The organism is Streptomyces sp. NBC_01241 (genome assembly GCF_041435435.1).
GTDB lineage: Bacteria > Actinomycetota > Actinomycetes > Streptomycetales > Streptomycetaceae > Streptomyces.
On sequence record NZ_CP108494.1, the window covers coordinates 5,694,537 to 5,719,994 of the forward strand.

23 protein-coding genes and 2 tRNA genes are annotated in these 25,458 nt (G+C 70.9%); 14 read left to right on the plus strand and 11 right to left on the minus strand.

Annotated features, from left to right (window positions below; all coding sequences use genetic code 11):
• Positions 1-26 precede the first annotated feature (26 nt).
• Positions 27-599 carry a PPA1309 family protein gene (locus tag OG306_RS25650; RefSeq protein ID WP_266748418.1) on the minus strand — a complete coding sequence of 191 codons (573 nt, stop codon included), beginning with the start codon at positions 597-599 and terminating at the stop codon, positions 27-29.
• Positions 600-727: 128 nt separating this feature from the next.
• On the opposite strand from OG306_RS25650, the gene OG306_RS25655 reads away from it, so the two are divergent.
• The 4 genes from OG306_RS25655 to OG306_RS25670 all read left to right on the plus strand — a co-directional run bounded on the left by OG306_RS25655 (position 728) and on the right by OG306_RS25670 (position 6,704).
• Positions 728-3,694, plus strand: a complete 2,967-nt coding sequence (locus tag OG306_RS25655; RefSeq protein ID WP_266752418.1) for a UPF0182 family membrane protein — start codon at positions 728-730, stop codon at positions 3,692-3,694.
• 52 nt (positions 3,695-3,746) lie between these two features.
• A tRNA-Met gene (locus OG306_RS25660) sits at positions 3,747-3,820 on the plus strand.
• 294 nt (positions 3,821-4,114) lie between these two features.
• Positions 4,115-6,217 carry a tetratricopeptide repeat protein gene (locus tag OG306_RS25665; RefSeq protein ID WP_405680990.1) on the plus strand — a complete coding sequence of 701 codons (2,103 nt, stop codon included), beginning with the start codon at positions 4,115-4,117 and terminating at the stop codon, positions 6,215-6,217.
• A 413-nt stretch (positions 6,218-6,630) separates the two neighbouring features.
• A tRNA-Met gene (locus OG306_RS25670) sits at positions 6,631-6,704 on the plus strand.
• 63 nt (positions 6,705-6,767) lie between these two features.
• On the opposite strand, the gene OG306_RS25675 is transcribed toward OG306_RS25670, so the two are convergent.
• The 4 genes from OG306_RS25675 to OG306_RS25690 form a co-directional block, all read right to left on the minus strand.
• Positions 6,768-7,910: an ABC transporter substrate-binding protein gene (locus OG306_RS25675; RefSeq protein ID WP_266748420.1), complete on the minus strand. Its 1,143-nt coding sequence runs from the start codon at positions 7,908-7,910 to the stop codon at positions 6,768-6,770.
• A 34-nt stretch (positions 7,911-7,944) separates the two neighbouring features.
• Complete coding sequence (locus OG306_RS25680; protein ID WP_266748421.1) at positions 7,945-8,814, minus strand: ABC transporter permease; 870 nt, start codon at positions 8,812-8,814, stop codon at positions 7,945-7,947.
• Positions 8,811-9,596: an ABC transporter ATP-binding protein gene (locus OG306_RS25685; protein ID WP_266748422.1), complete on the minus strand. Its 786-nt coding sequence runs from the start codon at positions 9,594-9,596 to the stop codon at positions 8,811-8,813. The genes OG306_RS25680 and OG306_RS25685 overlap by 4 nt, the downstream gene beginning before the upstream one ends.
• Positions 9,597-9,932: 336 nt before the next feature.
• Positions 9,933-10,352, minus strand: coding sequence for a Fur family transcriptional regulator (locus OG306_RS25690; protein WP_266748423.1), 420 nt, complete (start codon positions 10,350-10,352; stop codon positions 9,933-9,935).
• Between the two features lie 161 nt (positions 10,353-10,513).
• On the opposite strand from OG306_RS25690, the gene OG306_RS25695 reads away from it, so the two are divergent.
• Positions 10,514-11,965, plus strand: coding sequence for a catalase (locus tag OG306_RS25695; protein ID WP_266748424.1), 1,452 nt, complete (start codon positions 10,514-10,516; stop codon positions 11,963-11,965).
• A 73-nt stretch (positions 11,966-12,038) separates the two neighbouring features.
• On the opposite strand, the gene OG306_RS25700 is transcribed toward OG306_RS25695, so the two are convergent.
• Together OG306_RS25700 and hisN are read right to left on the minus strand one after the other, a co-directional pair.
• On the minus strand, positions 12,039-12,443 hold the full coding sequence (locus tag OG306_RS25700) for a CBS domain-containing protein (RefSeq protein ID WP_266748425.1): 405 nt from the start codon (positions 12,441-12,443) through the stop codon (positions 12,039-12,041).
• A 162-nt stretch (positions 12,444-12,605) separates the two neighbouring features.
• On the minus strand, positions 12,606-13,406 hold the full coding sequence (hisN, locus tag OG306_RS25705; protein WP_266748444.1) for a histidinol-phosphatase: 801 nt from the start codon (positions 13,404-13,406) through the stop codon (positions 12,606-12,608).
• Between the two features lie 120 nt (positions 13,407-13,526).
• On the opposite strand from hisN, the gene OG306_RS25710 reads away from it, so the two are divergent.
• Positions 13,527-14,159, plus strand: coding sequence for a TetR/AcrR family transcriptional regulator (locus OG306_RS25710; protein WP_266748445.1), 633 nt, complete (start codon positions 13,527-13,529; stop codon positions 14,157-14,159).
• Positions 14,160-14,206: 47 nt separating this feature from the next.
• Here OG306_RS25710 and OG306_RS25715 read toward each other — a convergent pair whose 3' ends face one another.
• The 4 genes from OG306_RS25715 to OG306_RS25730 form a co-directional block, all read right to left on the minus strand.
• A complete protein-coding gene (locus tag OG306_RS25715) occupies positions 14,207-14,530 on the minus strand; it encodes a DMT family transporter (protein WP_266748446.1) in 324 nt (107 codons plus the stop codon).
• Between the two features lie 90 nt (positions 14,531-14,620).
• Entirely contained in the window at positions 14,621-15,637 is a 1,017-nt protein-coding gene (gene rsgA, locus OG306_RS25720; RefSeq protein ID WP_266748447.1) for a ribosome small subunit-dependent GTPase A, read from the minus strand.
• A 3-nt stretch (positions 15,638-15,640) separates the two neighbouring features.
• Positions 15,641-16,981, minus strand: coding sequence for a 3-phosphoshikimate 1-carboxyvinyltransferase (gene aroA / locus OG306_RS25725; protein ID WP_266748448.1), 1,341 nt, complete (start codon positions 16,979-16,981; stop codon positions 15,641-15,643).
• Positions 16,982-17,084: 103 nt separating this feature from the next.
• Positions 17,085-17,798 (minus strand): M50 family metallopeptidase, encoded by a 714-nt coding sequence (locus OG306_RS25730; protein ID WP_266748449.1) that lies wholly within the window; start codon positions 17,796-17,798, stop codon positions 17,085-17,087.
• 65 nt (positions 17,799-17,863) lie between these two features.
• On the opposite strand from OG306_RS25730, the gene OG306_RS25735 reads away from it, so the two are divergent.
• From OG306_RS25735 to def, 8 genes are all read left to right on the plus strand, one after another.
• Positions 17,864-18,679 carry an SOS response-associated peptidase gene (locus OG306_RS25735; protein WP_266748450.1) on the plus strand — a complete coding sequence of 272 codons (816 nt, stop codon included), beginning with the start codon at positions 17,864-17,866 and terminating at the stop codon, positions 18,677-18,679.
• Between the two features lie 25 nt (positions 18,680-18,704).
• The gene (locus tag OG306_RS25740) at positions 18,705-19,421 is read left to right on the plus strand and encodes an alpha/beta hydrolase family protein (RefSeq protein WP_266748451.1); all 717 of its coding nucleotides are present in this window, start codon (positions 18,705-18,707) and stop codon (positions 19,419-19,421) included.
• A gap of 286 nt (positions 19,422-19,707) precedes the next feature.
• The gene (locus OG306_RS25745; RefSeq protein ID WP_189273941.1) at positions 19,708-20,364 is read left to right on the plus strand and encodes a sigma-70 family RNA polymerase sigma factor; all 657 of its coding nucleotides are present in this window, start codon (positions 19,708-19,710) and stop codon (positions 20,362-20,364) included.
• Positions 20,361-20,681, plus strand: a complete 321-nt coding sequence (gene rsrA, locus OG306_RS25750; protein ID WP_266748452.1) for a mycothiol system anti-sigma-R factor — start codon at positions 20,361-20,363, stop codon at positions 20,679-20,681. The genes OG306_RS25745 and rsrA overlap by 4 nt, the downstream gene beginning before the upstream one ends.
• Before the next feature lie 155 nt (positions 20,682-20,836).
• Positions 20,837-22,249, plus strand: a complete 1,413-nt coding sequence (locus tag OG306_RS25755; protein WP_266748453.1) for an HD-GYP domain-containing protein — start codon at positions 20,837-20,839, stop codon at positions 22,247-22,249.
• Entirely contained in the window at positions 22,246-23,517 is a 1,272-nt protein-coding gene (locus tag OG306_RS25760) for an HD-GYP domain-containing protein (protein WP_266748454.1), read from the plus strand. The genes OG306_RS25755 and OG306_RS25760 overlap by 4 nt, the downstream gene beginning before the upstream one ends.
• A 91-nt stretch (positions 23,518-23,608) precedes the next feature.
• On the plus strand, positions 23,609-24,601 hold the full coding sequence (locus tag OG306_RS25765; protein ID WP_266748455.1) for a tetratricopeptide repeat protein: 993 nt from the start codon (positions 23,609-23,611) through the stop codon (positions 24,599-24,601).
• A gap of 105 nt (positions 24,602-24,706) precedes the next feature.
• The gene (def, locus tag OG306_RS25770; RefSeq protein ID WP_266748456.1) at positions 24,707-25,345 is read left to right on the plus strand and encodes a peptide deformylase; all 639 of its coding nucleotides are present in this window, start codon (positions 24,707-24,709) and stop codon (positions 25,343-25,345) included.
• Positions 25,346-25,458: the final 113 nt, after the last annotated feature.

The window sequence follows — 25,458 nt, forward strand, 5'->3', positions numbered from 1 at the left end:
CAGGACCTCGGCGGGACGCGGCGGGGTCAGGCCTCGAAGGTCGCGGCCAGTGCGTCGGCCAGTCCGGGCACCAGTCCGGCCCCGGTCCGCACCTCGCTCGGGGAGTCCTTCTCGCGAAGCCGTACGGCCGCCTCGCGCGTACCGTCCCTGAGAACGGCCACCGTCATCCGCACCTCCTGGCGCTCCGGATGCTTGGCGACCCACTTGGTCAGCTGGGCATCGCTGAGCCCCTCCGGTACGGAGGCCTCGGCGGACGGCGGCAGCATCAGCCGCTCCACCGTCATCGCGCAGCCGATCACTGCGTCGGGCCAGGCGATCGTGGCGAGGAACTCGTCCAGGGCGGTCCCCGGCGAAAGCTCCTCCTGCTCGATGGGGGTGAGTGAGGCGGTCGGGGAATCGGAGCTGTCGAGACCGAGCTGGGCGGCGAGGCCGGGCTCCTGGGCCCGCAGCCGGGCGGTGTCGACGAGAGCGAAGAGCCGGGCCGGCTGGTCCCAGCCGAGACCGGAGATGTACTCGTCGATTTCGAGCACGGCGACGGTGAGGGGGCTCGCGGCCATCGGGGGGCCTGATGAGGGGGAAACGTTGGGCATGGCCAACATCCTGCCTCCTTCCGCCCCGGGAGCGGGAACTAGGTAAAGCCTCAGTAAGTTGGATAGGTGGGCTCTACGATCGCTGGGCCCGCTCCACACGACCCGCGAACTTCGAGGTGCGCACGTTGGCTTTCCAGATGCCGGACCGCGGCGGAGGCCCGACCGGGCCACGGATCAGAGTCGGCCGCCCGTCCCGGCGCGCCCGTACCCTGCTCATGACACTTGGCGTCCTGGCGGTTCTCGCCATGGCGTTCGTCATGTTCGCCGGGTTCTGGACGGACTGGCTCTGGTACCGGTCGGTCGCCTATTCATCCGTCTTCACCACCACCCTGTGGACCAAGATCGGGCTGTTCCTCGTCTTCGGACTGCTGATGGCGATCGCCGTCGGTCTGAACATCTGGCTCGCGCACCGGCTCCGGCCGCCGCTGAGCGCGATGTCCTTGGAGCAGCAGAGCCTGGACCGCTACCGGATGAGCCTCGCACCGTACAAGAAGTGGGTGCTGCTCGCGATCACCGCGCTCGTCGGGCTGATCGCCGGAGCGTCCGCCTCCGGCCAGTGGCGTACCTGGCTGATGTATGTGAACGGCGTGGCGTTCCACCAGAAGGATCCCCAGTTCCATCTGGACGTCTCCTTCTACGCCTTCGATCTGCCCTGGTACCGCTTCCTGCTGGGCTTCGGCTTCGCGGCCACGGTGCTCTCGCTGATCGCCGCCGCGCTGACCCACTATCTGTACGGCGGGCTCCGCATCACCAGCCCCGGCGCGCGGGCGACCGGCGCGGCCACCGGCCATCTGTCGGTGCTGCTCGGTGTCTTCGTCTCGCTGAAGGCCGTGGCGTACTGGCTCGACCGGTACGGCCTGGCCGTGAAGTCCAGTGACTTCAAGGCCACGGACAACTGGACGGGCCTGCGGTACGTCGACGCCAACGCCTACCTTCCGGCGAAGACCATCCTGTTCTGCATCGCCGCGATCTGCGCCGTGCTCTTCTTCGCGACGCTCTGGCGCCGCACCTGGCAGCTCCCGATGATCGGCTTCGGTCTGATGGTGCTCTCGGCGATCCTGATCGGCGGGCTGTACCCGGCGATCGTGCAGAAGTTCCAGGTCCAGCCGAACGAGCAGGCCAAGGAAGCCCCGTTCATCCGGAAGAACATCGAAGCGACGCGTGACGCGTACGACATCGACAACGCTCAGGTCCGCGACTACTCGGGCAAGAGCACGACGGACGACGACGCCAAGCTGCGCGCGAGCGCGGATACCGCCGCCAGTTACCGGGTGATGGACCCCAACGTCGTCTCCCCGGCCTTCCAGCAGCTCCAGCAGAAGAGGAACTACTACCAGTTCCCCAAGACGCTGGACGTGGACCGCTACAAGGACGCCGCCGGTAAGGACCAGGACACGGTCATCGGTCTGCGCGAGCTCAACCTCGACGGCATCCCCAAGCGCAACTGGATCAACGACCACTTCACCTACACCCACGGCTACGGCGCCATCGCGGCCAAGGGCACGACGACCGGCAAGAACCCGAACGGTTCACCGGACTTCACCGAGTCCGGTCTGCCGACCTCGGGTGAGCTCGGCAAGTACGAGCAGCAGATCTACTACGGCGAGAAGACCGAGCAGTACTCCATCGTCGGCGGGCCCCAGAAGGAGCTCGACTACGAGGAGGACGGCGAGAAGACCACCAGCTACCAGGGCAACAGCGGGGTCAGTCTCTCCAACGCGTTCAACCGTGCCGCGTACGCGGTGGCGTTCAGCGAGCCGCAGATCCTCTACTCGGGGGCCATCGGCGACGGTTCGCGGATCCTTTACAACCGCACGCCCAAGGAGCGCGTCGAGGCGGTCGCCCCGTGGCTGACCATCGACGGCGACGCCTACCCGGCCGTGGTGAACGGCCGCATCCAGTGGGTCGTCGACGCGTACACCACCACCAACGGCTACCCGTACGCCTCGCGTACGACGCTCGGTGACACCACGGCCGACTCGCTGACCACCAACCAGCGTGCGGTCGTCGCCCAGCAGAACCAGGTCAACTACATCCGCAACTCGGTGAAGGCCACCGTCGACGCGTACGACGGCAAGGTCAAGCTCTACGAGTGGGACACCGAGGACCCGGTCCTCAAGACGTGGCGCAAGGCGTTCCCGGGGACCGTCCAGCCCAAGGCGGACATCCCGCAGGAGCTCAAGGAACATCTGCGGTACCCGCAGGACCTGTTCAAGGTGCAGCGCGAGCTGCTCACCCGTTACCACGTCACCAACCCCGCCCAGTTCTACAGCGGCAGTGACGCGTGGCAGGTCCCGGACGACCCGACCAACAAGGAGTCCGGCGCCGTCCCGCCGTACTACCTGAGCATAAAGATGCCGGACCAACCGGCCCAGAAGTTCTCACTGACGACGACGTTCACCCCGAAGGGACGGCCCGACCTCGGGGCGTTCATGGCGGTGGACGCCGACGCGGCCAGTAAGGACTACGGCACGATAAGGCTGTTGAGAGTCACCACCACGGTGAAGGGCCCCGGCCAGGTACAGAGCGAGCTCAACGGCAACGGAGACGTCGCCGAGTTCGTGAGAAACCTCAAGGGAACCGACTCCGACATCGAGTACGGCAATCTGCTGACCGTGCCGCTCGAAGGGGGATTCCTCTACATCGAGCCGGTGTACACGCGCGGTGGCACGCAGAACTACCCGCTGCTGCGCAAGGTCGCCGCCTCGTACGGGTCGAAGACCGTCTTCGAGAACAGCCTCGGGGAAGCGCTCAACGCGGTCTTCGGGGTGACGGGCCCCGGCACCACCCAGCCGCCGGAGACCACCCAGCCGCCGGAGACCACCCGGCCACCGGGCGAGACCACGCAGCCGCCGGCCACCGGTGACGCGGCGCTGAAGAAGGCGATCGCGGACGCGCAGAGGGCCTATGCGGAAGGCGAGGCAGCCCTGAAGAAGCAGGACTGGAGCGCCTACGGCAAGGCTCAGGCGGATCTGCAGGACGCCCTGCAGCGTGCGGCGGCCGCCCAGCCCAAGTCGGGCAGTGCGAACGGCGCCGATGGAGCGAACAGCGCGAGCAATGCGGACCATTCGGGCAAGACGCCCAAAGCCGGTAATGGTGGCTGAGTAACTCGGTAAAGGCTCACCCTCGCGCCGTGGTACGGTTTGATCACAACGGCGCGGGGTGGAGCAGCTCGGTAGCTCGCTGGGCTCATAACCCAGAGGTCGCAGGTTCAAATCCTGTCCCCGCTACTGAAAGACGAAGGCCCGGATCCTTTCGAGGATCCGGGCCTTCGTCGTGTCGTGGCGACATTCTTGTGCGGTGTGCGTGGAGGGCGGTTCGTAAGGCGCGAGTTGGGCCCGGACATGTTTGACTTATCTCTCTGTGGGCATGTCGACAAAACGCTGAAGTGACCTCACTGGCCGCGATATACCAGGTGTACGCGGGTTGTAGGTGGTGCGACGATGGTATTTATGGGGGACAGGGCAACTCTGTTGGAGACAGGGCGGTTTGTGCAGCGCCGCGCTCATCGGCTGGATAGCGTGATGAATGCGGCTTTTGGTGTAGCCGCTGCGGAGAACGACGAGACCGCTGAGAACACCGGGGCCTCCGGAAAAACTGAGACCTCTGGGATCATTGGGACGACCGAGACCGCCGAGACTGCGGGGTGTGCCGCGACCGTCGAGAGCGCAGAGAACACAGAGAGCACGGCGAGCGCCCGGGCCATCGGGAGCGCCGGGGCCATGGAGGCTGCGGAAAGCTCCGGGGTCCAGGAAGTCCCGGAGACGCGAGAGAGTCCGGAGAGCGCCGAGAGCGAGGCACGCCACCGCCGCGCCGCCGACGCCGGGGACACCACGTCGATGAGCGTCCTCGGGGCCCTGCTGCTGCGCCGCGGTGATCTGGACGGCGCCGAGCCCTATCTGCGTGCGGCCACCGCCGACGGCGACCGGGCCGCGGCCAACAATCTCGGCGTCCTCCTCCACCAGCGCGGATACGTCGACGACGCGGCCGGCTGGTGGCGTATCGCGGCCGTCGCGGGCTCCGCCGCCGCCGCACACGCCCTCGGCCGCCACTACCGGGAACGCGGCGACGAGCCCGGTGCCGAGTACTGGCTGCGGCAGTCCGCCGAGCAGGGGCACGCGCTGGGGGCGTACGCCCTCGCCGACCTGCTGGAACACCGCAGCGACGTCGGCGCCGAGCGCTGGCTGCGCGCTGCCGCCGAGCAGGGGCACCGGGAGGCCGCGTACCGCCTCGCGCGGATGCTGGACCGCAACGCCGCCGACGACTTGCACGACGCCTTCGGCCGCCCGGGGCTGGCCCCCGGTCCCGGTCCCGGTCTCGGCTCGGGGGCAGGCACGCGCGCCACCGATCGTCCGGGTACCACCGGCCGCTCCGCGGCGCGCAGGGACGACGGCCCCGTGGCAGGTCCGGCGACCGGGCGCGTGGGCGAGGCCGAGCAGTGGTACCGGCAGGCCGCCGCGCGCGGCCACCGGCGTGCCGCCCTGCACCTCGGCGCCATCCTTGAGCAGCGCGGCGAGCCCAAGGAGGCCGGCCGCTGGTACCTCATCTCCGCGAAGGCGGGCGAGGCGCGGGCCGCCTGCGCGCTCGGCTTCCTGCTCCGTGATGCGGGCGACGAGGAGAGCGCCGCCGTGTGGTGGCTGCGCGCCGCCCAGGACGGCGACGGGAACGCCGCCAATGCCCTGGGGGCCCTGCACGCGGCCCGTGGCGAGCAGCAGACCGCCGAGCGCTGGTACCGCGCCGCCATGGACGCGGGCGACGTCAACGGCGCCTACAACCTGGGGCTGCTCTGCGCGGCGCAGGACCGTACGCCGCAGGCCGAGCAGTGGTACCGCCGTGCCGCCTACGCGGGCCACCGCGAGGCCGCCAACGCGCTGGCCGTGCTCCTGCTCCAGGCGGGCGACGCGACCGGCGCCGAACCCTGGTTCTCCAAGGCCGCCGAGGCCGGCAGCGTGGACGCGGCCTTCAACCTCGGCATCCTGCACGCCGGGCGCGACGAGGACCGTGCGGCGCTGGTCTGGTACGAGCGCGCCGCGGCGGCCGGCCACACCGAGGCCGCTCTCCAGGTGGGCATGGCCCTGCTGCACCGCGGCGAGGGGCAGGAGGCCGAGCGCCATCTGCGCTGCGCGGCGGGCGGCGGCAGCGCCGAGGCGGCCTTCCGGCTGGCCGGGGTCCTGGACTCGCGGCAGCCGCCGCCCGGCCCTCCCGCGCTCGGCGAGCCGATGCCCGAGAAGACCGAGTGCGAGGAGTGGTACGAGCGGGCTGCCGAGCAGGGGCACCGCCGCGCCCAGGTGCGGGTCGGGATGCTCGCGGCGGCCCGTGGTGACGTGGACGGCGCGGCCCGCTGGTACCGCGAAGCCGCCGAGTCGGGCAGCCGCAACGGCGCTTTCAACCTCGGGCTGCTGCTCGCCCGAGAGGGCAGCGAGCGCGAGGCCGCGCTGTGGTGGAGCCGTGCCGCCCGCGACGGGCATGGCCGGGCAGCCCTGCGCCTCGCCCTGCTGGCCGCCCGCCGCGGCGAGCTCACCGAGGGGCAGCGCTGGTGCGCGCGGGCGGTCGAGCTGGGCCCGGCAGAGGTCGCCGAGCGCGCCGCCCGGCTGCGCGAAGCGCTGCACCAGGAGCTCACCGCGTAAGGCCGCGCGGTTGAGGCTGCGCGAGGCCGAGCGGCAAGGCCGGCTGCCGCGGGCCGGTGCGGCCGGTGGGGGAGCGGGCCGGGCGGGGTGAGCAGCGGGACTCGGCGCGGGGCGCTGTGGAAGTGACGGTTCCGGTACTTCCCCGCCCCGCGCCGGACCGCCTCCCCGCCCCGCGCCGGACCGCCTCCCCGCCCCGCGCCGGGCCGCCTCCCCGCCCCGCGCCGGGCCGCCTCCCCGCCCCGCGCCGGGCCGCCTCCCCGCCCCGCGCCGGGCCGCCTCCCCGCCCCGCGCCGGGCCGCCTCCCCGCCCCGCGCCGGACCGCCTCCCCGCCCCGCGCCGGACCGCCTCCCCGCCCCCGCCGGAACTGATTTGCGCTGGTCCGGAGCGGTGACGTACTGTGGGGATCACAACGACGCGGGGTGGAGCAGCTCGGTAGCTCGCTGGGCTCATAACCCAGAGGTCGCAGGTTCAAATCCTGTCCCCGCTACTGAACGCAGAAGGCCGGATCCTCCAGAGGATCCGGCCTTCTGCGTATGCCCGTGCACGCAAGTCAGAGCGAGTGGCCCACCGCCTCCGCGTACATCGCCCGGTTCACGGCCTTCGCCTCCGGCACCGGGGCGCCCTTCGAAACGCCGGCGTGCGCGTACGCCTGCTGCAGCCGGTCCGTCGTGCCCTTCCGTATCTCCCAGTCCATCCGCATCGACGGGGTCGACCGCAGGGTGGCCTCGTCGGTCTTCATCAGCTTTGCCAGTTCGGCGACGAACGCGGGGTCGGCCTTGTAGTCGCCGGCGAAGTAGGTGTTCACCGTCCGGATGTAGGCGCGGAGAAAGGCGACACCGGCGTCCGGGTCCTTGTTCAGCAGCGTCGGTCCGAAGAGCAGGCCGCCGAGCGGTTCGCCGAGCGGCTGGCCGCCCAGGAACGCGTACTTCTTGTCGCCGTCCACCTTGCGCCAGACCGGGTCGAGCAGCCAGGCGGAGTCCACGCCACCGTTCTCCAGCGCGGTCAGCACGTCCGCGGAGCCGAGCTGCTGGAAGCCGATCTTGTCGAGGCCGCCGCCGTGCTTCTTCAGCGAGGTGTCCATCGGGTAGGCGATGACCGAGCCCTTGCCGATCATCGTGCCCATCTTCCGGCCCGCCATATCGACGTGGTCGGCGCTCTCGCCATCTTTGAGGCGCACCCACAGGCCGCTCTTGGAGGAGGGGTCGGGCGAGAAGTTCCCGGCCACCCACCTGATGTCGAAACCGCCGTTGATGCCGTTCATCACGGCCGCCTCGGGAGCCGCCCACTGGGCGTCCACATCGCCCTTGGCGAGCAGCGGCAAGGCATCCGGGGTGGGCAGCACCTTCAGCTCGACGTCCAGCCCTTCCTTCGCGAACTCGCCCTTCGCCACTGCGACCTGGAGCGGAGCGACGTACTCCGCGCTCAGGGTGCCGGTGGCGACGGTGATCTTCCGCTTCTTCGCCAGGGGCCGGGCCGCCGGGGCCCCGTTGTCGCAGCGGGCCGGTTTCCGGTCGGGCGCGAGGTCGGCCGGATCGCTCCAGCTACGGGCACCGCAGCCCGCGACGGGTGTGACGGTGCGCGGCGCGGCGGTGGCGCGGTCGTCGGCGGAGTCCTTTCCGGCGCAGCCTGCCGCGCCGAGCAAGAACGCCGCGATGAGTACGACGGTGCAGGTCCAGGGGGTACGTGTACGCACAGTGCCTCCGTACGAAGAACGTGGGGTGAACTGTTCAGGACTGGCCGCGGCCGCGGTCGCGGGGGGCCCACGGAGTGAGCAGCCGCCCGGCGATCCGCACCACTTCGGAGAAGACGACACCGAGGACCGCCACGCACACGATGCCGACGAACATCACGTCGTTCTGGAACAGCGCCCGGGAGTCGAAGATCAGATGGCCCAGCCCGTCGGCCGCCGCGATCTGTTCGGAGGCGACGATGACCAGTACGGCCACCCCCGCCGCGATCCGCGCCCCGACCAGGACTGCCGGCAGTGACGCGGGCAGCAGCACATGCCGGAACATCTGCCAGGGCGAGGCGCCGAAGACCTGACCGGCGTCACGGTGGCCGACCGGGACGGCCAGCACGGCCGCCATGGTGGAGATCCAGACGAAGAAGAAGACGGTCGCGGCGACCAGAGCGATCTGCGGTCCCTCGCCGAGGCCGAACATATTGAGGAAGACCGGCAGCAGGGCCAGCTTCGGGACGACGTACAGGGCGTCGAGCAACGGCTCCAGCGCCGCCCGTACGAGGGAGAGCGAGCCCATCAGCAGCCCGAGCGCGTAACCCGCGACGGTGCCGATCGCGTAGCCGCCGAGGACCCGCTTGAGCGTGGCCCACACATCCGGCCACAGTTCACCGGCGCCCGCCCGGTCCCAGCCGTCCGCCAGGATGGTCGAGGGGGCGGGGTAGACCCGTTCGTCGATCCAGGACTGTGTCGCGGCCAGCTGCCAGAGCAGTACGAGCAGCAGCGGTACGGCGACGGCGAGCGCGATCTCCAGGGCGCGGCGCCTGCGGTGGGTGCGCACCGGATGCAGTTCCTGTGGGCCCGGCCTGCGGATCAGCACGCCGTCGTCGGGTTTCGTGGCGTGCACGGTGGTGCTCATGCCGAAACCGCCTCCCTCCGTACCTCGCCGCGCAGCAGTTCCCACAACTCGCTCTTCAGCGCGGTGAATTCGGGCGCCGACCGGACCTCGCCGGTGCGGGGCCGGCCGAACGGCGGGCGGCGCTCGGCGATGATCCGCCCCGGTCTGGCGGACATCACCAGTACCCGGTCCCCGAGCACGATCGCCTCTTCGAGGCTGTGGGTGATGAAGAGGGTGGTGGTACGGGTGGTCTGGGTGAGGTCGAGCAGCTCGTCCTGGAGGATGGTGCGCAGCTGGGCGTCGAGCGCCGCGAACGGCTCGTCCATCAGCAGCATCTCGGGTTCGACGGCGAGGGCGCGGGCGATCGCGACCCGTTGCCGCATTCCGCCGGAGAGGGCGGCCGGATATGCCCCCGCGAAGTCGGAGAGCCCCATCCGGGCCAGCCAGTCGCGCGCCCTGGCGTCGGCCTCCTTGCGCGGTACGCGTTGGATGTCGAGGCCGAACCGGACATTGGCCAGTACGGTCTTCCAGTCGTAGATCCCGTAGTCCTGGAAGATCATCGCCGCCGGGCGGGGTGATGCCGTACGGATGGACAGCTCGCCGGAGCTGGGGCGGAGCAGTCCGGCGGCGATCCTGAGCAGCGTGGACTTGCCGCAGCCGGAAGGGCCGACGAGGCAGGTGAACTCGCCCGGAGCGACGGAGAGATCGACGGGGCCGAGGGCGGGCAGGGCCTTGGCGCCGCGCCCGAAGGAGCGGGTGAGCGCGTCGGCGCGGAGCTTGGGCCGGGTGGCCGAGGCGGGCACCGGGGCTGCGGCCGGAGCCGGAGCCGGAGCAGGAACAGGAGCCGGAGCCGGGCCAGAGGTCGGGTCCGGAGCCGGAGTGGAAACAGGAGCCCGGTCAGGGGCCGGGGCTGTGGGTGGGGTCGGGTGCGGATCTCCCACGGGTCTCTCCTCGGGCGTATCGAGGTACGGATCCGCCGCAGGGCGGACGTGATCGCCGCCGACGATATGACGCCCCGTCAGATTCGGGAAGGGGGTGCGCGCGTGGTGGGCCCGGGGCGGGTGTCACCCCCCTGTGGCTGTTCATGCGGAAGGCCCCGGTGCGCGTGATGCGCGCACCGGGGCCTTCCGTGGCAGAACTCAGCTCGTTGCGGCGCAGTTCGGGCAGATGCCGCGGTAGGTCACCTCGACGTTGGAGACCGTGAATCCGAACCGTTCGTCGCTCGGCAGATCCGCCAGCGGGTCGCCGGCCGGATGCACGTCGCGGATGGTGCCGCAGCGCGCGCAGACGAGGTGGTGATGGGGGCGGTGTGCGTTCGGGTCGTAGCGCTTGGCGCGGCGGTCCGTGGAGACCTCTATGACCTCACCGAGCGTCACCATCTCGCCCAGAGTGTTGTAGACGGTGGCGCGGGAGATCTCGGGCAGCTTCGCAACGGCGCGGGCGTGGACCTCGTCCGCCGTCAGGTGCACATGGTCCCCGTCGAGGACCTCGGCCACGACGCGCCGCTGGGCGGTCATGCGCCAGCCGCGTCCGCGAAGTCGTTCCAGCAGGTCACTCATAAGCACAAGCCTAACAGTGGAGGGACCAGGTCCCGAATCGATGTGACTTTGGATGTTCACTTGACTTGGACAATGTCCATTGTAGGATCAGGTTCGGCATAGGCCAAGGGACAGGCTGTGCAGGACATGACGAATGTGCAGGAACGACGCAGGAGGCGCACGTGACGCAGGGACCGCTCACCACGGAGGCCGGCGCGCCGGTCGCCGACAACCAGAACAGCCAGACCGCTGGCGTCGGCGGTCCCGTGCTGGTGCAGGACCAGTCGCTGCTGGAGAAGCTCGCGCACTTCAACCGTGAGCGCATTCCGGAGCGCATCGTGCACGCCCGCGGCGCCGGCGCGTACGGCACGTTCACGCTGACCCGTGACGTCTCGCAGTGGACGCGGGCGAAGTTCCTCTCCGAGGTCGGCAAGCAGACCGAGACGTTCCTCCGCTTCTCGACCGTCGCGGGCAACCTCGGCTCGGCCGACGCGGTGCGTGACCCCCGCGGCTTCGCGCTGAAGTTCTACACCGAAGAGGGCAACTACGACCTCGTCGGCAACAACACCCCGGTGTTCTTCATCAAGGACGCCATCAAGTTCCCGGACTTCATCCACACCCAGAAGCGCGACCCGTACACCGGCTCGCAGGAGGCGGACAACGTCTGGGACTTCTGGGGTCTGTCGCCCGAGTCCACCCACCAGGTGACCTGGCTCTTCGGTGACCGCGGCATTCCGGCCACGCTGCGTCACATGAACGGGTACGGCTCGCACACGTACCAGTGGAGCAACGAGGCCGGCGAGGTCTTCTGGGTCAAGTACCACTTCAAGACCGACCAGGGGATCAGGAACCTCACCCAGGACGAGGCCAACAAGCTCGCCGGCGAGGACCCCGACAGTCACCAGCGCGACCTGCGCGAGGCGATCGAGCGCGGCGACTTCCCGTCCTGGACGGTGCAGGTCCAGATCATGCCGGCGGCCGAGGCGGCCACGTACCGCTTCAACCCGTTCGACCTCACCAAGGTGTGGCCGCACGCGGACTACCCGCCGATCGAGATCGGGAAGCTGGAGCTCAACCGCAACCCGGAGAACATCTTCGCCGAGGTCGAGCAGTCGATCTTCAGCCCCGCGCACTTCGTGCCGGGCATCGGCCCGTCCCCGGACAAGATGCTCCAGGGCCGCCTCTTCGCGTACGGCGACGCCCACCGCTACCGCGTCGGCATCAACGCCGACCACCTGCCGGTGAACCGCCCGCACGCCACCGAGGCGCGTACCAACAGCCGCGACGGCTACCTGTACGACGGCCGCCACAAGGGTGCGAAGAACTACGAGCCGAACAGCTTCGGCGGCCCGGCCCAGACGGACCGGCCGCTGTGGGAGCCCACCCCGGTCACGGGCGAGATCGGTACGCACGAGGCCCCGAGCCACGCCGAGGACACCGACTTCGTGCAGGCCGGAAACCTCTACCGGCTCTACTCCGAGGACGAGAAGGCCCGGCTGATCGACAACCTCGCCGGGTTCATCGCCAAGGTGTCGCGCGATGACATCGCCGAGCGTGCGATCAGCAACTTCCGCCAGGCGGACGGCGACTTCGGCAAGCGTCTGGAGGCCGCGGTCCAGGCCCTGCGCGGCTGACAAGGACGCCTGTCGTCGACGGTGGGCCGGTTCCCTCTTCGGAGGGGACCGGCCCACCGGTCGTTCACGGGGGTCAGCCGACGAGTTCCGCGCGGGGGCGGCGCTTGGCGGGCGTCCAGCAGCGCAGGATGTCACGGACCGAGACGATGCCGACCGGCCCGTGGTCGTCCAGCACGATCAGGTGGCGGAACCCGCCGTGCGTCATGGCCTCCGCGGCCTCCGCCAGGGTCCAGGTGGGCGCGGCGAAGACCACGTCGGTGGTGGTGTGGGCGGAGGCGGTCTCGACATCGGGATTCCGGCCCGAGCCGACCGCGTTGAGGATGTCGCGCTCGGTGAGAATGCCGAGCCCGCTGGTGTCCCGGTCGAGAACGACCGCGGCTCCGACGTGCCGGACCGACATCAGCCGGGCGGCCTCGCGGAGCGTATGGGCGGGTCCGATGGTGAGGATCAGCGTGCTCATGGCGTCACGGACGAGCATGAAAGGAGCCACCTCCTTCGTGAAACGACTGTGTGAGTCGGTTCACAAGTTCACAAGCGGGGGGACTCTCAGAGTTGCATCGATGCGGGAACGGGACAAGGGGGGACGGGAGTCATCCGAGGGGCGTGCGGTGGTGCGCGCCTCCTGGGGGCGTGATCCGGGTCAGTAGCGCTGGTTCAGATAGCCCAGCAGTTCGTGGTGGAGCAGCCCGTTCGAGGCCGCCGCGTTACCGCCGCCGGGACCGGACACCCCGTCCAGGCTGGTGAACTCGCCGCCCGCCTCCTGGACGATGATCGCGTTGGCCGCCATGTCCCAGAGCGAGAGCTCCGGCTCCGCGCAGATGTCGACCGATCCCTCGGCGACCATCATGTACGGCCAGAAATCCCCGTACCCACGAGTGCGCCAGCAGGCTCTGGTCAGATCCAGGAACCCGTCGAGCCGGCCCTGCTCCTCCCAGCCGGTCAGCGACGCGTACGCGAACGAGGCGTCCGCGATCCGCTCCACCTTCGACACCTGCAGCCGGGTCGCGGAGGTCAGGCTGCGGCCGGAGAACGCGCCCGCGCCCTTCGCCGCCCACCAGCGCCGGTTCAGCGCGGGCGCCGACACCACGCCGACCACCGGCTGGAACCCCTTTTCACCGGCCTCCATCAGCGAGATGAGCGTCGCCCAGACCGGCACGCCACGCACGTAGTTCTTGGTGCCGTCGATCGGGTCGACGACCCAGCGCCGCGGGCCGGTGCCCTCGATCCCGAACTCCTCGCCCAGGATCGCGTCGCGCGGGCGGGCCCGATGGAGGTGACCGCGGATCAGTTCCTCAGCGGCCTTGTCGGCCTCGCTCACCGGCGTCATGTCCGGCTTGGTCTCGACCTTGAGGTCCAGAGCCTTGAACCGGTCCATCGTCGCCGCGTCGGCGGCGTCCGCCAGCACATGGGCGAGGCGCAGATCATCGTGGTAATCGGGCATGCCGTCACAGTATCGATCGCAGGTGAACAGAGCTACCGGACCTCGGGCTGCGCGGACCATTGACAGTCCACGGGAGCGCGTCAACTCTGGAACGCGGAGCCCTTGGCGCGGGAGGCGACGATGCCCACGGCGCGAGACGCATTGCTGGACGCCGCCCTCACGGCGTTGGCCACCCTGCCCTGGCCGGCGGTGCGCATGGTCGATGTCGCGGCCATCGCAGGGGTCTCCCGGCAGACCCTCTACAACGAGTTCGGCAGCAAGGACGGTCTGGCCCGCGCCCTCGTCCGGAGCGCGGCCGACGGCTATCTGACCGGTGTCGAACGGGCGCTGGGGTCGCCAGGTGGTACGGGGGACAGGCTGGCCGCCACCGCCGCCTGGACCGTCCGCGCCGTCCGCACGAACGCCCTCGTCAGGGGATTGCTCACGGGCTGCTGGAGCGACCGATTACCCCGTCCCGTACGCCCGGCCATGCCGACCGCCTCGCGCGTGCCCGCTCAGCGGCGCGCCGACTCCGGGACGCCGACGCCCGCCGAACTGCTCGGCGAGGTCCAAGGGCGCGCGGTGGCCGCCCTCGACGAGGGACGGCCCCCGCCCGACATCGAGGCACTGGCCGCGACCTGCGGGATCGCGCTCCGGCTGGCACTCAGCTACGCGCTGGTGCCGGCCCTCCCGGGGACGGACGCCGGGACAGGGCCGGAGGGGGACCCGGCGCCGCTGGTGCGCGAGCTGGTGGAACGGCTGCTCGCCGGGTGAACGCCGGCCGGGTCCGGGGCCGTCGGGCCCAGGGCCCGATCACGGGGTCAGTGGGACGAGCCCGAGAGCTGCAGGCCGATCACACCGATGATCACCAGGGAGATCGAGACCAGCTTGAGGGTGGAGACCACGTCGTCGAGGAAGACCATGCCGTAGATCGCGGTCCCCGCCGCGCCGATGCCCGTCCACACGGCGTAGGCGGGCCCCACGTCGAGCTTCTTCAGCGACAGCGTCAGCAGACCGAAGCTGCCGAGGGCGAAGACGCAGAACGCGATGGTCGGCCAGAGCCGGGTGAACCCGTGCGAGAGCTTCAGGCAGACGGCGAAGCCGGTCTCCAGCAGCCCCGCGACCACGACCAGCAGCCACGCCATCGTCAGTGCCCTCCCACGTCGGTGACCGCCTTGCCTCGCTGGGTGTGATTATGCACTTACCGGTGGCGGCGGACGGCAAACGTGCCCGGGTCAGTCGCCTTCGCGTCGTTCCCGGGTGGAGAGCAGCCGCCGCAGCGAGTCCAGCCGCGCCGGATCGGCGTGGCCGTCCGCGACCCAGGCGTCCAGGGCGCATTCCGGTTCCTGGCCGTCGTGGGTGCAGCCGCGCGGGCACTCCTCGGTGCCGGGCTCCAGGTCCGGGAAGGCGTGGATCACCCGGGACGGGTCGATGTGGTTGAGCCCGAAGGAGCGCACACCCGGAGTGTCGATCACCCAGCCGCGGTAGTCGGGCAGGGGGAGCGCCAGCGCCGAGGTGGTGGTGTGCCGGCCGCGGCCGGTGACCGCGTTGACGACCCCCGTCGTACGCCGCCGGTCCTTCGGCACGAGCGCGTTGACCAGCGTCGTCTTTCCGACGCCGGAGTGCCCGACGAAGGCGGTGACCCGGTCGTGCAACTGCTCGCGGACCCGCTCCGCCGCGTCGCCGTTCTCCAGCTCCTCGCGGCTGGTGACGATGAACGGGACGCCCAGCGGGGTGTACGCCTCCAGCAGCTTGTCCGGGGAGGCGAGGTCGGACTTGGTGAGCACGAGGAGCGGGGAGAGTCCGCCGTCGTACGCGGCGACCAGACAGCGGTCGATCATCCGCGGGCGGGGTTCCGGATCGGCCAGCGCGGTGACGATCGCCAGCTGGTCGGCGTTGGCTACGACCACCCGTTCGAACGGATCGTCGTCGTCCGCGGTCCGGCGCAGCACCGAGCGGCGCTCACCGATGCGGACGATGCGGGCGAGGGTGTCCTTGGCGCCGGACAGATCGCCGACGAGGGAGACGGTGTCGCCCACCACGGCGGCCTTCCGGCCCAGCTCGCGGGCCTTCATCGCCATGACCGTACGACCGTCGACGAGGCAGGTGAGGCGGCCGCGGTCGACGGTGAGGACCATGCCTTCCTCGGCGTCCTCGTGCTTCGGGCGGGTGTGCGTACGAGGACGGTTGCCCTTCGGGTTGGGGCGGGTCCGGATGTCGTCCTCGTCGGGGTTCTTGCCGTAGCGGCGCATCTCTCAGGCCCCGAGCATTCCGGTCCACATCTGCGGGAAGTCCGGCAGGGTCTTGGCGGTTGTCGCCACGTTCTCGATCTCCACTCCGGGGACGGCAAGGCCGATGATCGACCCCGCGGTGGCCATCCGGTGGTCGTCGTACGTATGGAAGGTACCGCCGTGCAGCGGTCGCGGGCGGATGCGGAGCCCGTCGGCGGTCTCGGTGACGTCGCCGCCGAGCTCGTTGATCTCCTTGGTGAGCGCGGCGAGCCGGTCCGTCTCGTGCAGCCGCAGGTGTGCGACGCCGCTCAGGGTGGACGGGCCGTCGGCGAGGGCGGCGACGGCCGCGATGCCCGGGGTGAGCTCGCCGACCTCGCCGAGGTCGACGTCGATGCCGTGGATCCGGCCCGAACCGGTGAAGGTGAGCCCGTGCTCGGTCAGCTCGCAGCTGCCGCCCATCGCGGTGAAGATCTCCCGCAGCGCGTCGCCCGGCTGGGTGGTGCGCTCGGGCCAGTCGGGAATGGTGACCCGGCCGCCGGTGACCAGCGCCGCCGCGAGGAACGGCTGGGCGTTGGAGAGATCGGGCTCGACGGTCAGATCACGGCCGAGCAGAGCGGAGTGGGAGACCCGCCAGACGTTCGGCTCGCCACCCGTCTCCGGCTCGTCGACCTGGGCACCGACGGCCCGCAGCATGTCGACGGTCATCCGGATGTGCGGCATGGAAGGGAGCCTGGCGCCGGTGTGGCGCACCTCCACGCCCTGGTTGTAGCGCGGCGCCGACAGGAGCAGCGCCGAGACGAACTGGGAGGACGAGGAGGCGTCGATCGCCACCGCTCCGCCGTCCAGCGCACCGCCGCCGTGCACGGTCATCGGGAGCGAGCCGCGTCCGTCGTCGTCGATCCGGGCGCCGAGCACCCGCAGGGCGTCGATCACGCCGTTCAGCGGGCGCTCGTACGAACGGGGGTCGCCGTCGAAGCGGACCGGGCCGTCGGCGAGGGCCGCGACCGGCGGCAGGAAGCGCATGACCGTCCCGGCGTTGCCGACGTCGATCGTGGTGGGGCCGTGCAGCCCGGCCGGGATGATCCGCCAGGCCTCGCCGGAGCGGTCCGGGCCGCCCGCGACGGAGGAGCTGGACGACACCGTCTCCTCGATGCCGACGCCCATGGCGCGCAGCGCCTCGGCCATCAGCAGGGTGTCGCGGGAGCGCAGCGGGCGGCGCAGCCAGCCGGGCTCGGCGGCGAGAGCGGCGAGGACGAGCGCGCGATTGGTGACCGATTTCGATCCGGGCACGGTGACGGTCGCGTCGACGGCTCCACTCGCATATGGGGCGGGCCAGAGGGCGGGGTGCACGGCACTTTCGGTCATGGACCTCACTTTAGTGGTTCATCGCAAACCCGAATCTCGATCAAACAAGACGAAACCGGTATGCAACGCCGGCGTGGTAGGCGTCGCCGGCCGACTGCGGCCCTCACATGTCCAGCAGCCAGCGCCCGCCGCCGATCAGCGAGCACAGCGACACCGCGTGGAAGAGGAACAGCCAGAGCGCGGCCGGCACGTCCGTCAGCCGCGACAGCTGGTCCGCGTCCGAGTCCGGCGCGCCGCCGTGCCGCCGCTTCGACTGGAGTTCGAAGGCCGGGCGTACGCCGCCGAGCAGCAGGAACCACACCACGGTGTACGCGAACAGTGACTGCACGGCCGGCGAGGCCAGCCAGGACACCAGCAGGAAGGCCGATCCGGTGAAGATCACCGCCAGCGCCCCGTACACATTGCGGATCATCACCAGCATCACCGCGAGCAGCGCGGTGGCCAGCCACAGGAACAGCGTGATCCTGCCGTTGACCAGCAGCCACGCCCCGCCCAGGCCCAGCAGCGACGGGGCGGTGTAGCCCGCCGCCGCGGTCAGGATCATCCCGATGCCGGTCGGCTTGCCGCGGCTGACCGTCAGCCCGCTGGTGTCCGAGTGCAGCCGGATGCCGGACAGCTGCCGTCCGGTGCACAGCGCGATCAGCCCGTGGCCGCCCTCGTGCGCGATGGTGATCGTGTTGCGGGTCAGCCGCCATATGAAATTCGGCACGACGGCGATCAGCGCGAGCGTGCCGGTCACCACCACGAGCCACTGCTCGGGGAGGGGCTGGGTGCCGAGGACGCGGTCCCACAGATTGCCCAGATCGGTGCTGTCCATGGTGGGGGCGGCTCCTTGCGGTATCGGCGTCCTGCCGGCGTGACGGTCGTGGCAGTCTGGCACTTATGTGCGGACGGTATGCAGCGAGTCGGCGGCCCGAGGACCTGACCGGACTCTTCCGGGTCGAGAAGTGGGAACCGGCCGAGACCCTGGCGCCCGATTGGAACGTGGCGCCGACCAAGGAGGTCTACGCCGTGCTGGAACGTCCATGGAAAGACGCAGACGATCAACGTCCGGTTCGCCAGTTGCGTGCCCTGAAATGGGGGCTCGTGCCGTCCTGGGCGAAGTCCCCCGAGGGCGCCGCACGCATGATCAACGCCCGTGCGGAGACCGTCCACGAGAAGCCGTCCTTCCGCCGCCCCTTCGTCTCCCGGCGCTGCATCCTGCCCGCCGACGGCTACTACGAGTGGGTCACCGGCGCGGATGAGCGGCAGCTGGAGGAGAAGGGGAAGAAGAAGCGGCCGCGTAAGCAGCCGTACTTCGTGACACCCGCCGACGGATCGGTCTTCGCGATGGCCGGGCTGTACGAGTTCTGGCGCGACCGGACCCTGCCGGACGGCCACCCGATGGCCTGGTGGGTGACCTGCTCGGTGATCACGACCGAGGCGGAGACCACCCCGCTCGCCGTAGCTCCCGCCGAGGGCCCGGCCGCGCTCGCCGACATCCACCCCCGGATGCCGCTGATGCTGACCCCGGACCGGTGGGACGCCTGGCTCGACCCGTCGCGCACCGACGTCGAGGAACTGAAGGGGCTGCTCGCACCGCCGCCGGGCGGCCTGATGCGGGCCTACCCGGTCGCCACGGCCGTCAGCAACGTCCGCAACAACGGCCCCGAACTGCTGGAGGAGCTGGCCGCGCCGGAGACGAGCACCCTCTTCTGACAGCGCACCGGTAAGGATGGCGCGCATGAGTACCGCAGATACAGGCAGTGAGCGGGAGACCGAGACGGTCGACACCGAGGCCGGGCCGGCCAGGATCACCTGGCTGCCCGCGAAGGCGGCGAACAGCGCCACGTCCGCGAAGACGGCGAACAGCGCCACGTCCGTCAGGAACACGGGTGCCCGGCTGGTGCTGGCCGTCAGCCACGGCGCGGGCGGCGGCGTCGAGACCCGGGACCTCCGGGCCCTGGCCGCCGCGCTGCCCGCCCACGGGGTGACCGTCGCCCTGGTGGAGCAGCCGTGGCGGGTCGCCGGCAAGAAGGTCGCGCCCGCCCCGAAGACCCTGGATGCCGGGTGGCGGGGCCTGTGGCCCGCGCTGACCGCGGTGGGGCTGCCCGTCGTCGCGGGAGGGCGCAGCGCCGGGGCGCGGGTGGCCTGCCGGACGGCGACGGAGCTCGGCGCCCACGCCGTCCTCGCGCTCAGCTTCCCGCTGCACCTGCCGGGCAAGCCGGAGAAGTCCCGCAAGGACGAGCTCCTAGGGTCCGGCGTACCCACGCTCGTCGTCCAGGGCGGCAACGACCCGTTCGGGCGGCCCGCCGAATTTCCTCCGGGGGAGTACGAGCTCGCCGAGGTGCCGTACGCCGACCACGGGTTTGCCGTACCGAAGAAGTCCGGCCTGACCGAGGATCAGGCCATGGAGATCCTCACCACCGCCGTGACCGGATGGCTGTCCGCCCTCGCGTGACGTATCCCTGAGCCACCCTCCCCGGGAATGTTGAGCCAGGGGCGACTGTTGTGGGTGTCATCGGTACATCAACGTCGTATGTGGAGAGGGAGTCCGTCGCATGGGTTCGACCATCTGCCCGCGTCGCTCGAAAGCCGCTGACCTGGAGTGGACGGTCCTGCATGCGGCCAAGACCACTCCCGAGCGGGCACTGAGCGGATCGGATCGACAGCCCGCCACGAAGCAAGGTCGACTATTCTCCGATTCGAGCGGGTCCGGTTTCGGCTCCGCCACAGCGTTGGAGGAGGTGGGTCCGGTCACTGGGACCGACACAGGGACCGACGACGGCCGCGCGCAGGAGACGACCGCCGAGCGCAACGCGCGCTTCGAGCGGGACGCTCTCGGTTTCCTCGACCAGATGTACTCGGCCGCGCTGCGCATGACGCGCAACCCCGCGGACGCCGAGGACCTGGTCCAGGAGACCTATGCCAAGGCGTACGGCTCCTTCCACCAGTTCCGTGAGGGCACGAACCTCAAGGCGTGGATGTACCGCATCCTCACCAACACGTTCATCAACTCGTACCGCAAGAAGCAGCGCGAACCCCAGCGCAGCGCCGCCGAGGAGATCGAGGACTGGCAGCTGGCGCGCGCCGAGTCGCACATGTCGACCGGTCTGCGCTCCGCCGAGTCGCAGGCACTCGACCACCTGCCCGACTCGGATGTGAAGTCCGCTCTGCAGGCGATCCCCGAAGAGTTCCGCATTGCCGTGTATCTCGCCGATGTAGAGGGCTTTGCCTACAAGGAGATCGCGGACATCATGGGGACTCCCATCGGTACGGTGATGTCCCGACTGCACCGGGGCCGCCGCCAACTGCGCGGCATGCTGGAGGACTACGCCCGCGAGCGCGGGCTCGTCCCGGCCGGTGCCGGAGAGTCGGACGATCGGAAAGGCTCGGGCTCATGAGCTGCGGAGAGCCGCACGAGACGGACTGCTCAGAGGTCCTCGATCATCTGTATGAGTTTCTCGACCACGAGATGCCCGACAGCGACTGCACCAAGTTCGAGGTGCACTTCGAGGAGTGCTCCCCGTGCCTGGAGAAGTACGGGCTGGAACAGGCCGTGAAGAAGCTGGTGAAGCGCTGCTGCGGCCAGGACGACGTGCCGAGCGATCTGCGTTCCAAGGTGATGGGCCGGATCGACCTGATCCGCTCGGGCCAGGCCGTGCCCGAGCAGGACGTGACGGCGTCGGAGTCCGGCCGGCCGGCCGCCGCCAAGGAGTGATGCCCGGCGGGCGCCACGCGTAGCGGCGCCCCCGTATCAACCGGCTCTCCGCCGCATCACCCGAATGTGCTAATCGGGCTCGTTGAGCGTCGGCAGGACGCACAACTCGCTAGCGTGGTGCCTCCATTGAGCAGTGGGGGAGGCGGGCGGGGCGGGTGAGAGCCACACGGGGGGCGGCGCGCGCGTACATCCTGGCGGCCGCGGTCGGTGCCCTGTTCTGTGCGCTCCCCGCGCTGCGTCCCGGCGCCGGGACGCCGTGGGTCACCGTCGGACTGCTCGCCGGCCTCTATCTGGTCTGCGAACTCCCCGGGCGCTGCCCCTTCTTCGGCAGTTCCGTGCCGATCCGTGCCGGATCGTTCTTTCCGCTGCTGCTGGCCGCCGCCTTTCTGCTGCCGCCCGCCGCGGCCGCCCTGGTCGCGATACCCGGTTCGCTGGCCGGCCGGGTGGAGACGCCGCCCGCCACCGCCCGGCGTGTCTGGCGGGCCGCGCAGCTCGCCGTCACCGTCCGGGCGGCCTCGTCCGTCCACGGTCTGCTCGGCGGGACCGTTACCCTCGGCGCCGCCGGCAGTGGCTCCGACCGGCTTCCCGACCTCCCGTACGCGCTGCTGCCCGCCTGCGCCGCCGCCCTGGTGTTCAGCCTCGTCCTGACCGCGCTGGACGGCTCGATCCTGGTCGCGGCGGAACGGCTGCCCGTCCGGCGCGCCTGGAGCGGACTGCCGGCCCGCTCGCTGGGACCGCATCTGGTGCACGGACTCGCCGGGCTGATGATGGCCGTCCTGTGGCGCGGCCCGTACGGACCGCTGTCCGCGCTCATCGTCCTGCTGCCGATGTACATCTCCTGCTGGGTCTTCGCCCAGTACCATCGCGAGCACGCCGCCCACCGCGCCACCATCAGGGCCCTGGTGCAGGCCGTCGACATCAAGGACACGTACACCCGCGGGCACAGCGAACGCGTCGGTCGGGCCTCCGTCCTCATCGCCCGCGAACTGGGCATGGACCAGGGCCGCCTGGAAGTCCTCCGGTTCGCCGGGATCCTGCACGACGTCGGCAAGCTCGGCGTCCCGACCCGGGTGCTCCGCAAGGACGGGCCGCTCACCCCGGAGGAACGGCGGGTGATCGAACTGCATCCGGAGTACGGGCACGAGATCGTCCGCGGCATCGGCTTCCTCGGCGAGGCACGAGCCGCGATCCTGCACCACCACGAACGGCTCGACGGCAGCGGCTACCCGTACGGCCTCAGCGGGCGGGAGATCCCCGAGTACGCCCGGGTCGTCGCGGTGGCGGACGCCTTCGACGCGATGACGTCGACCCGGTCCTACCGGCGGGGGCGGCCGGTGCCCGTGGCGCTGCAGGAGCTGAAGCGGTGCGCGGGCACGCAGTTCGATCCGCGGATGGTGCGGGCGCTGGTGCGGGCGCTGGACCGGCACGGCTGGTCGGCGGCGACGGCCGTGGTCACGGCGGACGAGGCGATTTCGCGGCCCCGGCGGGAGGGGGTGCCCGGCCCCGCCGCCGACGGGTCGGGCGAGGTCGCCCCGGGCCCGCGGCCGTCCGCGGACCGTCCCCGATGACCCGGGCCGCCGGCGGCCGGCGGCCGGTGCCGCCCCCCGCCGTCCTCGCCGTTCGTGGCGCCGCCGCCGTGCTGGCCACCGCCGGGCTCGGCCACACCCTCTGGGGCGGCGTCCACGAACCCGGCCACGCCCTCGCCTTCGGGGTGCTGATCACCGTCGGCGAACTGGCCCGCTGGGGCGCGCTCCCCGGCGAGCGCGAGCCCGCGCCCCTCGGGGCCGCCGGAGCACTCGCGTACGCCCTCCTCGGCCGCAGCGGCGGCGCGCCCACCACCCATGGCGTCCTCCAGGTGATCGCCGTCCTCACCGCGGCGCAGCTCGTCGCCTGCGTCCCCCAGGTGGCGCGCGGCAGCGGCCCGGCGCCCGACCGGGTGACCCGCCGCATCCTGACGGTTACCTTCGCCGCCGTGTGCTTCCAGCCGCTGTACAACTCCGGCCGCGTCCCGGACCGGTTCGGCGAAGGTCCGTACTACGTGCTCTTCATGCTCCTGCTCCTCGCCCTGACCGCCCTGTGCGACGCCGTGCTCGCCGCCCTGCTGCTGCGTTCGCGCACCGGCCATCCGTACGGGCCACTGCTCCGCGACGAGCTGCGCGCGCTCATCGGCATCGGTTCGGCGGTCTGCGCGACCGGGGTCGTGATGGCTCTCGGGGTTGCCGTCGCCGGCCTGTGGGCGCTGCCCGTGCTGTGCGTACCGCTGCTGCTGACCCAGGTCTCGTTCCGCCGGTTCGTCGCCGTGCGTACCACCTACCGACAGACGATCACCTCGCTCGCCCGGTCCACCGAGATCGCCGGGTACACCCCGCCCGGGCACGCCCGCAGGGTCGCGACGCTCTGCACCGCCGTCGGCCGTGAACTGGGGCTCTCCGGCAGCGAGCTGACCGTGCTGGAGTACGCGGCTCTGATGCACGACATCGGCCAGCTCTCCCTCGTCGACCCGGTCCCGGACGGGGCGACGGCCGCCCTGCCCACCGCCGAGCAACGCCGGATCGCGCTGCTCGGCGGGGCCGTGGTGCGGCAGACCGGGGTGGACGCGGAGGTCGCCGTGGTGGTGGAGCGGCAGGCCGACCCCTACCGGGAGCAGCCGCTGTCCGCCAGGATCGTCAGGGCCGTCAACGCATACGACGACCTCTGCGGGGAAAGTCTCATCGGGCCGCTGGGTGCGCTGGAACAACTCAGGCTCGGGACCGGTCACGACTACCAGCCCGAGGTCGTGGAATCACTGGCCCGAGTCCTGGCCCGGGGCGGTCTGACCCCCGTCCCGCCTGGGTAACCCATGGGTAATGAGCGGGCGTCCGGCCGGGCATGGTTGGATGCGAAGAAGAGCGGAAAACGAGGGTGTCCAGTCGGGACAGGCGGGAATCGTGAGGATCTTCGGGAAGGTACGGCATCGGCCCTCCGCCTCTTGGCGGCAGGCCACGGACCGCGCGTTCACGCTGATCGGCGACGGCCGGTACGAGGACGCGGGCGCGCTGCTGACACGTGCGGCGGACCTGGAGCCCTGGCTCTCCGAGTCATGGTTCAACCTTGCGCTGCTGCATAAATTCCGGCATGACTGGGAACAGGCGAGAGCCGCCGGCCTCCGGGCCGTCGCGCTGCTCGACAAGGAATCCGGCGCTCCTGACTGGTGGAACGTCGGGATCGCCGCCACCGCGTTGCAGGACTGGCCGCTGGCTCGCCGCGCCTGGCAGGCGTACGGCCTGAAGGTGCCGGGCACTGGCCAGCACACCTCGGCGGCCAACAGCGAGCCCGTCGGCATGGAGCTGGGCAGCGCCGCGGTACGGCTGTCGCCGGAGGGCGAGGCCGAGGTGGTCTGGGGGCGCAGGCTCGATCCGGCCCGGATGGAGGTGCTCTCCATCCCGCTGCCGTCGTCCGGCCGCCGCTGGGGCGAGGTCGTCCTGCACGACGGGGTGCCGCACGGCGAGCGGGTCACCGCGGCCGGGCCCTCGTACCCCGTCTTCGACGAGATCGAGCTGTGGGCGCCGTCCCCCGTACCCACCTGGGTGGTGCTGCTCGAAGCGGCCACCGAGGCGGACCGGGACGCGCTGGAGCAGCTGGCGTCCGACGCCGGATTCGCCGCCGAGGACTGGTCGTCCTCCGTGCGGCTGCTCTGCCGGGCCTGCTCGGAGAGCCGGATGGAGAGCGACGAGGGTGACGGCGATCACCTCGATCCGCACGACCACAGCGAGCCGGGGCATCCGGGCCCGCTGGGTCACCGCACCGCCGGTGAGCTGTGGGTGCCCGAGCGCGAGTGCGGGATAGCGGCACCGGCCGGGCTGGTGCGCGGACTGCTGGACGGCTGGGTCGCGGACAGCCCGGACAGCCGTGAGTGGCGGGATCTCGAAGAAGTCTGCTGACCGGTGCCCGTAGGCTGTACGGGCACCGATGGCGGTGCACGGGTGCCCGGGCCCCGGACCTTCGGATGCCCGGGTTTCAGGTTTTGAGGAAGGCGTACGGCGGACATGGCGCAGCAGGAGACGGACGAGCAGATCAGGGTCGACGACGAGGGTTTCGTCGTGGACACGGAGGACTGTGAGGCGCGCGAGGCGGCGTACCGCGAGCGCGGCACCTCCCGTCCGATCACGGTCGTGGGCAACCCGGTGCTGCACAAGGAGTGCCGGGACGTCACCGAGTTCGACGACGAGCTGGGCCGGCTGATCGACGACATGTTCGCGAGCCAGCGGACGGCGGAGGGCGTGGGCCTGGCCGCCAACCAGATCGGCGTCGACCTGAAGGTCTTCGTCTACGACTGCCCGGACGACGACGGTGTGCGGCACGTGGGCGCCGTCTGCAACCCGGTGCTGGAGGAGCTGGCCCCCGAGGACCGGATCCTGGACGACTCCAACGAGGGCTGCCTCTCCGTCCCGACGGCGTACGCCTCGCTGGCCCGCCCGGACTACGCCGTGGTCCGCGGCCAGGACGCCAAGGGCAACCCGGTCAGGATCCGGGGCAACGGCTACTTCGCCCGCTGCCTCCAGCACGAGACGGACCACCTGTACGGATACCTGTACATCGACCGGCTCTCGAAGCGCGACCGCAAGGACGCGCTGCGGCAGATGTCGGAGAACACGCCGCGCTACGAGATCGTGCCGAACGACTGAGCAGCCGGCCGCTGCCGCCGGGCGGGCCCGGTTCTTCCTCGCGAGGGAGAACCGGGCCCGCCGGTTCTTCCTCCCCGCCGGATCGTCAACCGCCGTTCGTCCGTGCGCGGTTG

Bases quoted from the DNA above. Each gene is read 5' to 3' on its own strand.
- OG306_RS25650 (WP_266748418.1), bottom strand. From the start codon at position 599: ATGTTGGCCATGCCCAACGTTTCCCCCTCATCAGGCCCCCCGATGGCC.
- OG306_RS25655 (WP_266752418.1), top strand. From the start codon at position 728: ATGCCGGACCGCGGCGGAGGCCCGACCGGGCCACGGATCAGAGTCGGC.
- OG306_RS25665 (WP_405680990.1), top strand. From the start codon at position 4,115: ATGAATGCGGCTTTTGGTGTAGCCGCTGCGGAGAACGACGAGACCGCT.
- OG306_RS25680 (WP_266748421.1), bottom strand. From the start codon at position 8,814: ATGAGCACCACCGTGCACGCCACGAAACCCGACGACGGCGTGCTGATC.
- OG306_RS25690 (WP_266748423.1), bottom strand. From the start codon at position 10,352: ATGAGTGACCTGCTGGAACGACTTCGCGGACGCGGCTGGCGCATGACC.
- OG306_RS25700 (WP_266748425.1), bottom strand. From the start codon at position 12,443: ATGCTCGTCCGTGACGCCATGAGCACGCTGATCCTCACCATCGGACCC.
- hisN (WP_266748444.1), bottom strand. From the start codon at position 13,406: ATGCCCGATTACCACGATGATCTGCGCCTCGCCCATGTGCTGGCGGAC.
- OG306_RS25710 (WP_266748445.1), top strand. From the start codon at position 13,527: ATGCCCACGGCGCGAGACGCATTGCTGGACGCCGCCCTCACGGCGTTG.
- OG306_RS25715 (WP_266748446.1), bottom strand. From the start codon at position 14,530: ATGGCGTGGCTGCTGGTCGTGGTCGCGGGGCTGCTGGAGACCGGCTTC.
- rsgA (WP_266748447.1), bottom strand. From the start codon at position 15,637: ATGCGCCGCTACGGCAAGAACCCCGACGAGGACGACATCCGGACCCGC.
- aroA (WP_266748448.1), bottom strand. From the start codon at position 16,981: ATGACCGAAAGTGCCGTGCACCCCGCCCTCTGGCCCGCCCCATATGCG.
- OG306_RS25730 (WP_266748449.1), bottom strand. From the start codon at position 17,798: ATGGACAGCACCGATCTGGGCAATCTGTGGGACCGCGTCCTCGGCACC.
- OG306_RS25735 (WP_266748450.1), top strand. From the start codon at position 17,864: ATGTGCGGACGGTATGCAGCGAGTCGGCGGCCCGAGGACCTGACCGGA.
- OG306_RS25740 (WP_266748451.1), top strand. From the start codon at position 18,705: ATGAGTACCGCAGATACAGGCAGTGAGCGGGAGACCGAGACGGTCGAC.
- rsrA (WP_266748452.1), top strand. From the start codon at position 20,361: ATGAGCTGCGGAGAGCCGCACGAGACGGACTGCTCAGAGGTCCTCGAT.
- OG306_RS25760 (WP_266748454.1), top strand. From the start codon at position 22,246: ATGACCCGGGCCGCCGGCGGCCGGCGGCCGGTGCCGCCCCCCGCCGTC.
- def (WP_266748456.1), top strand. From the start codon at position 24,707: ATGGCGCAGCAGGAGACGGACGAGCAGATCAGGGTCGACGACGAGGGT.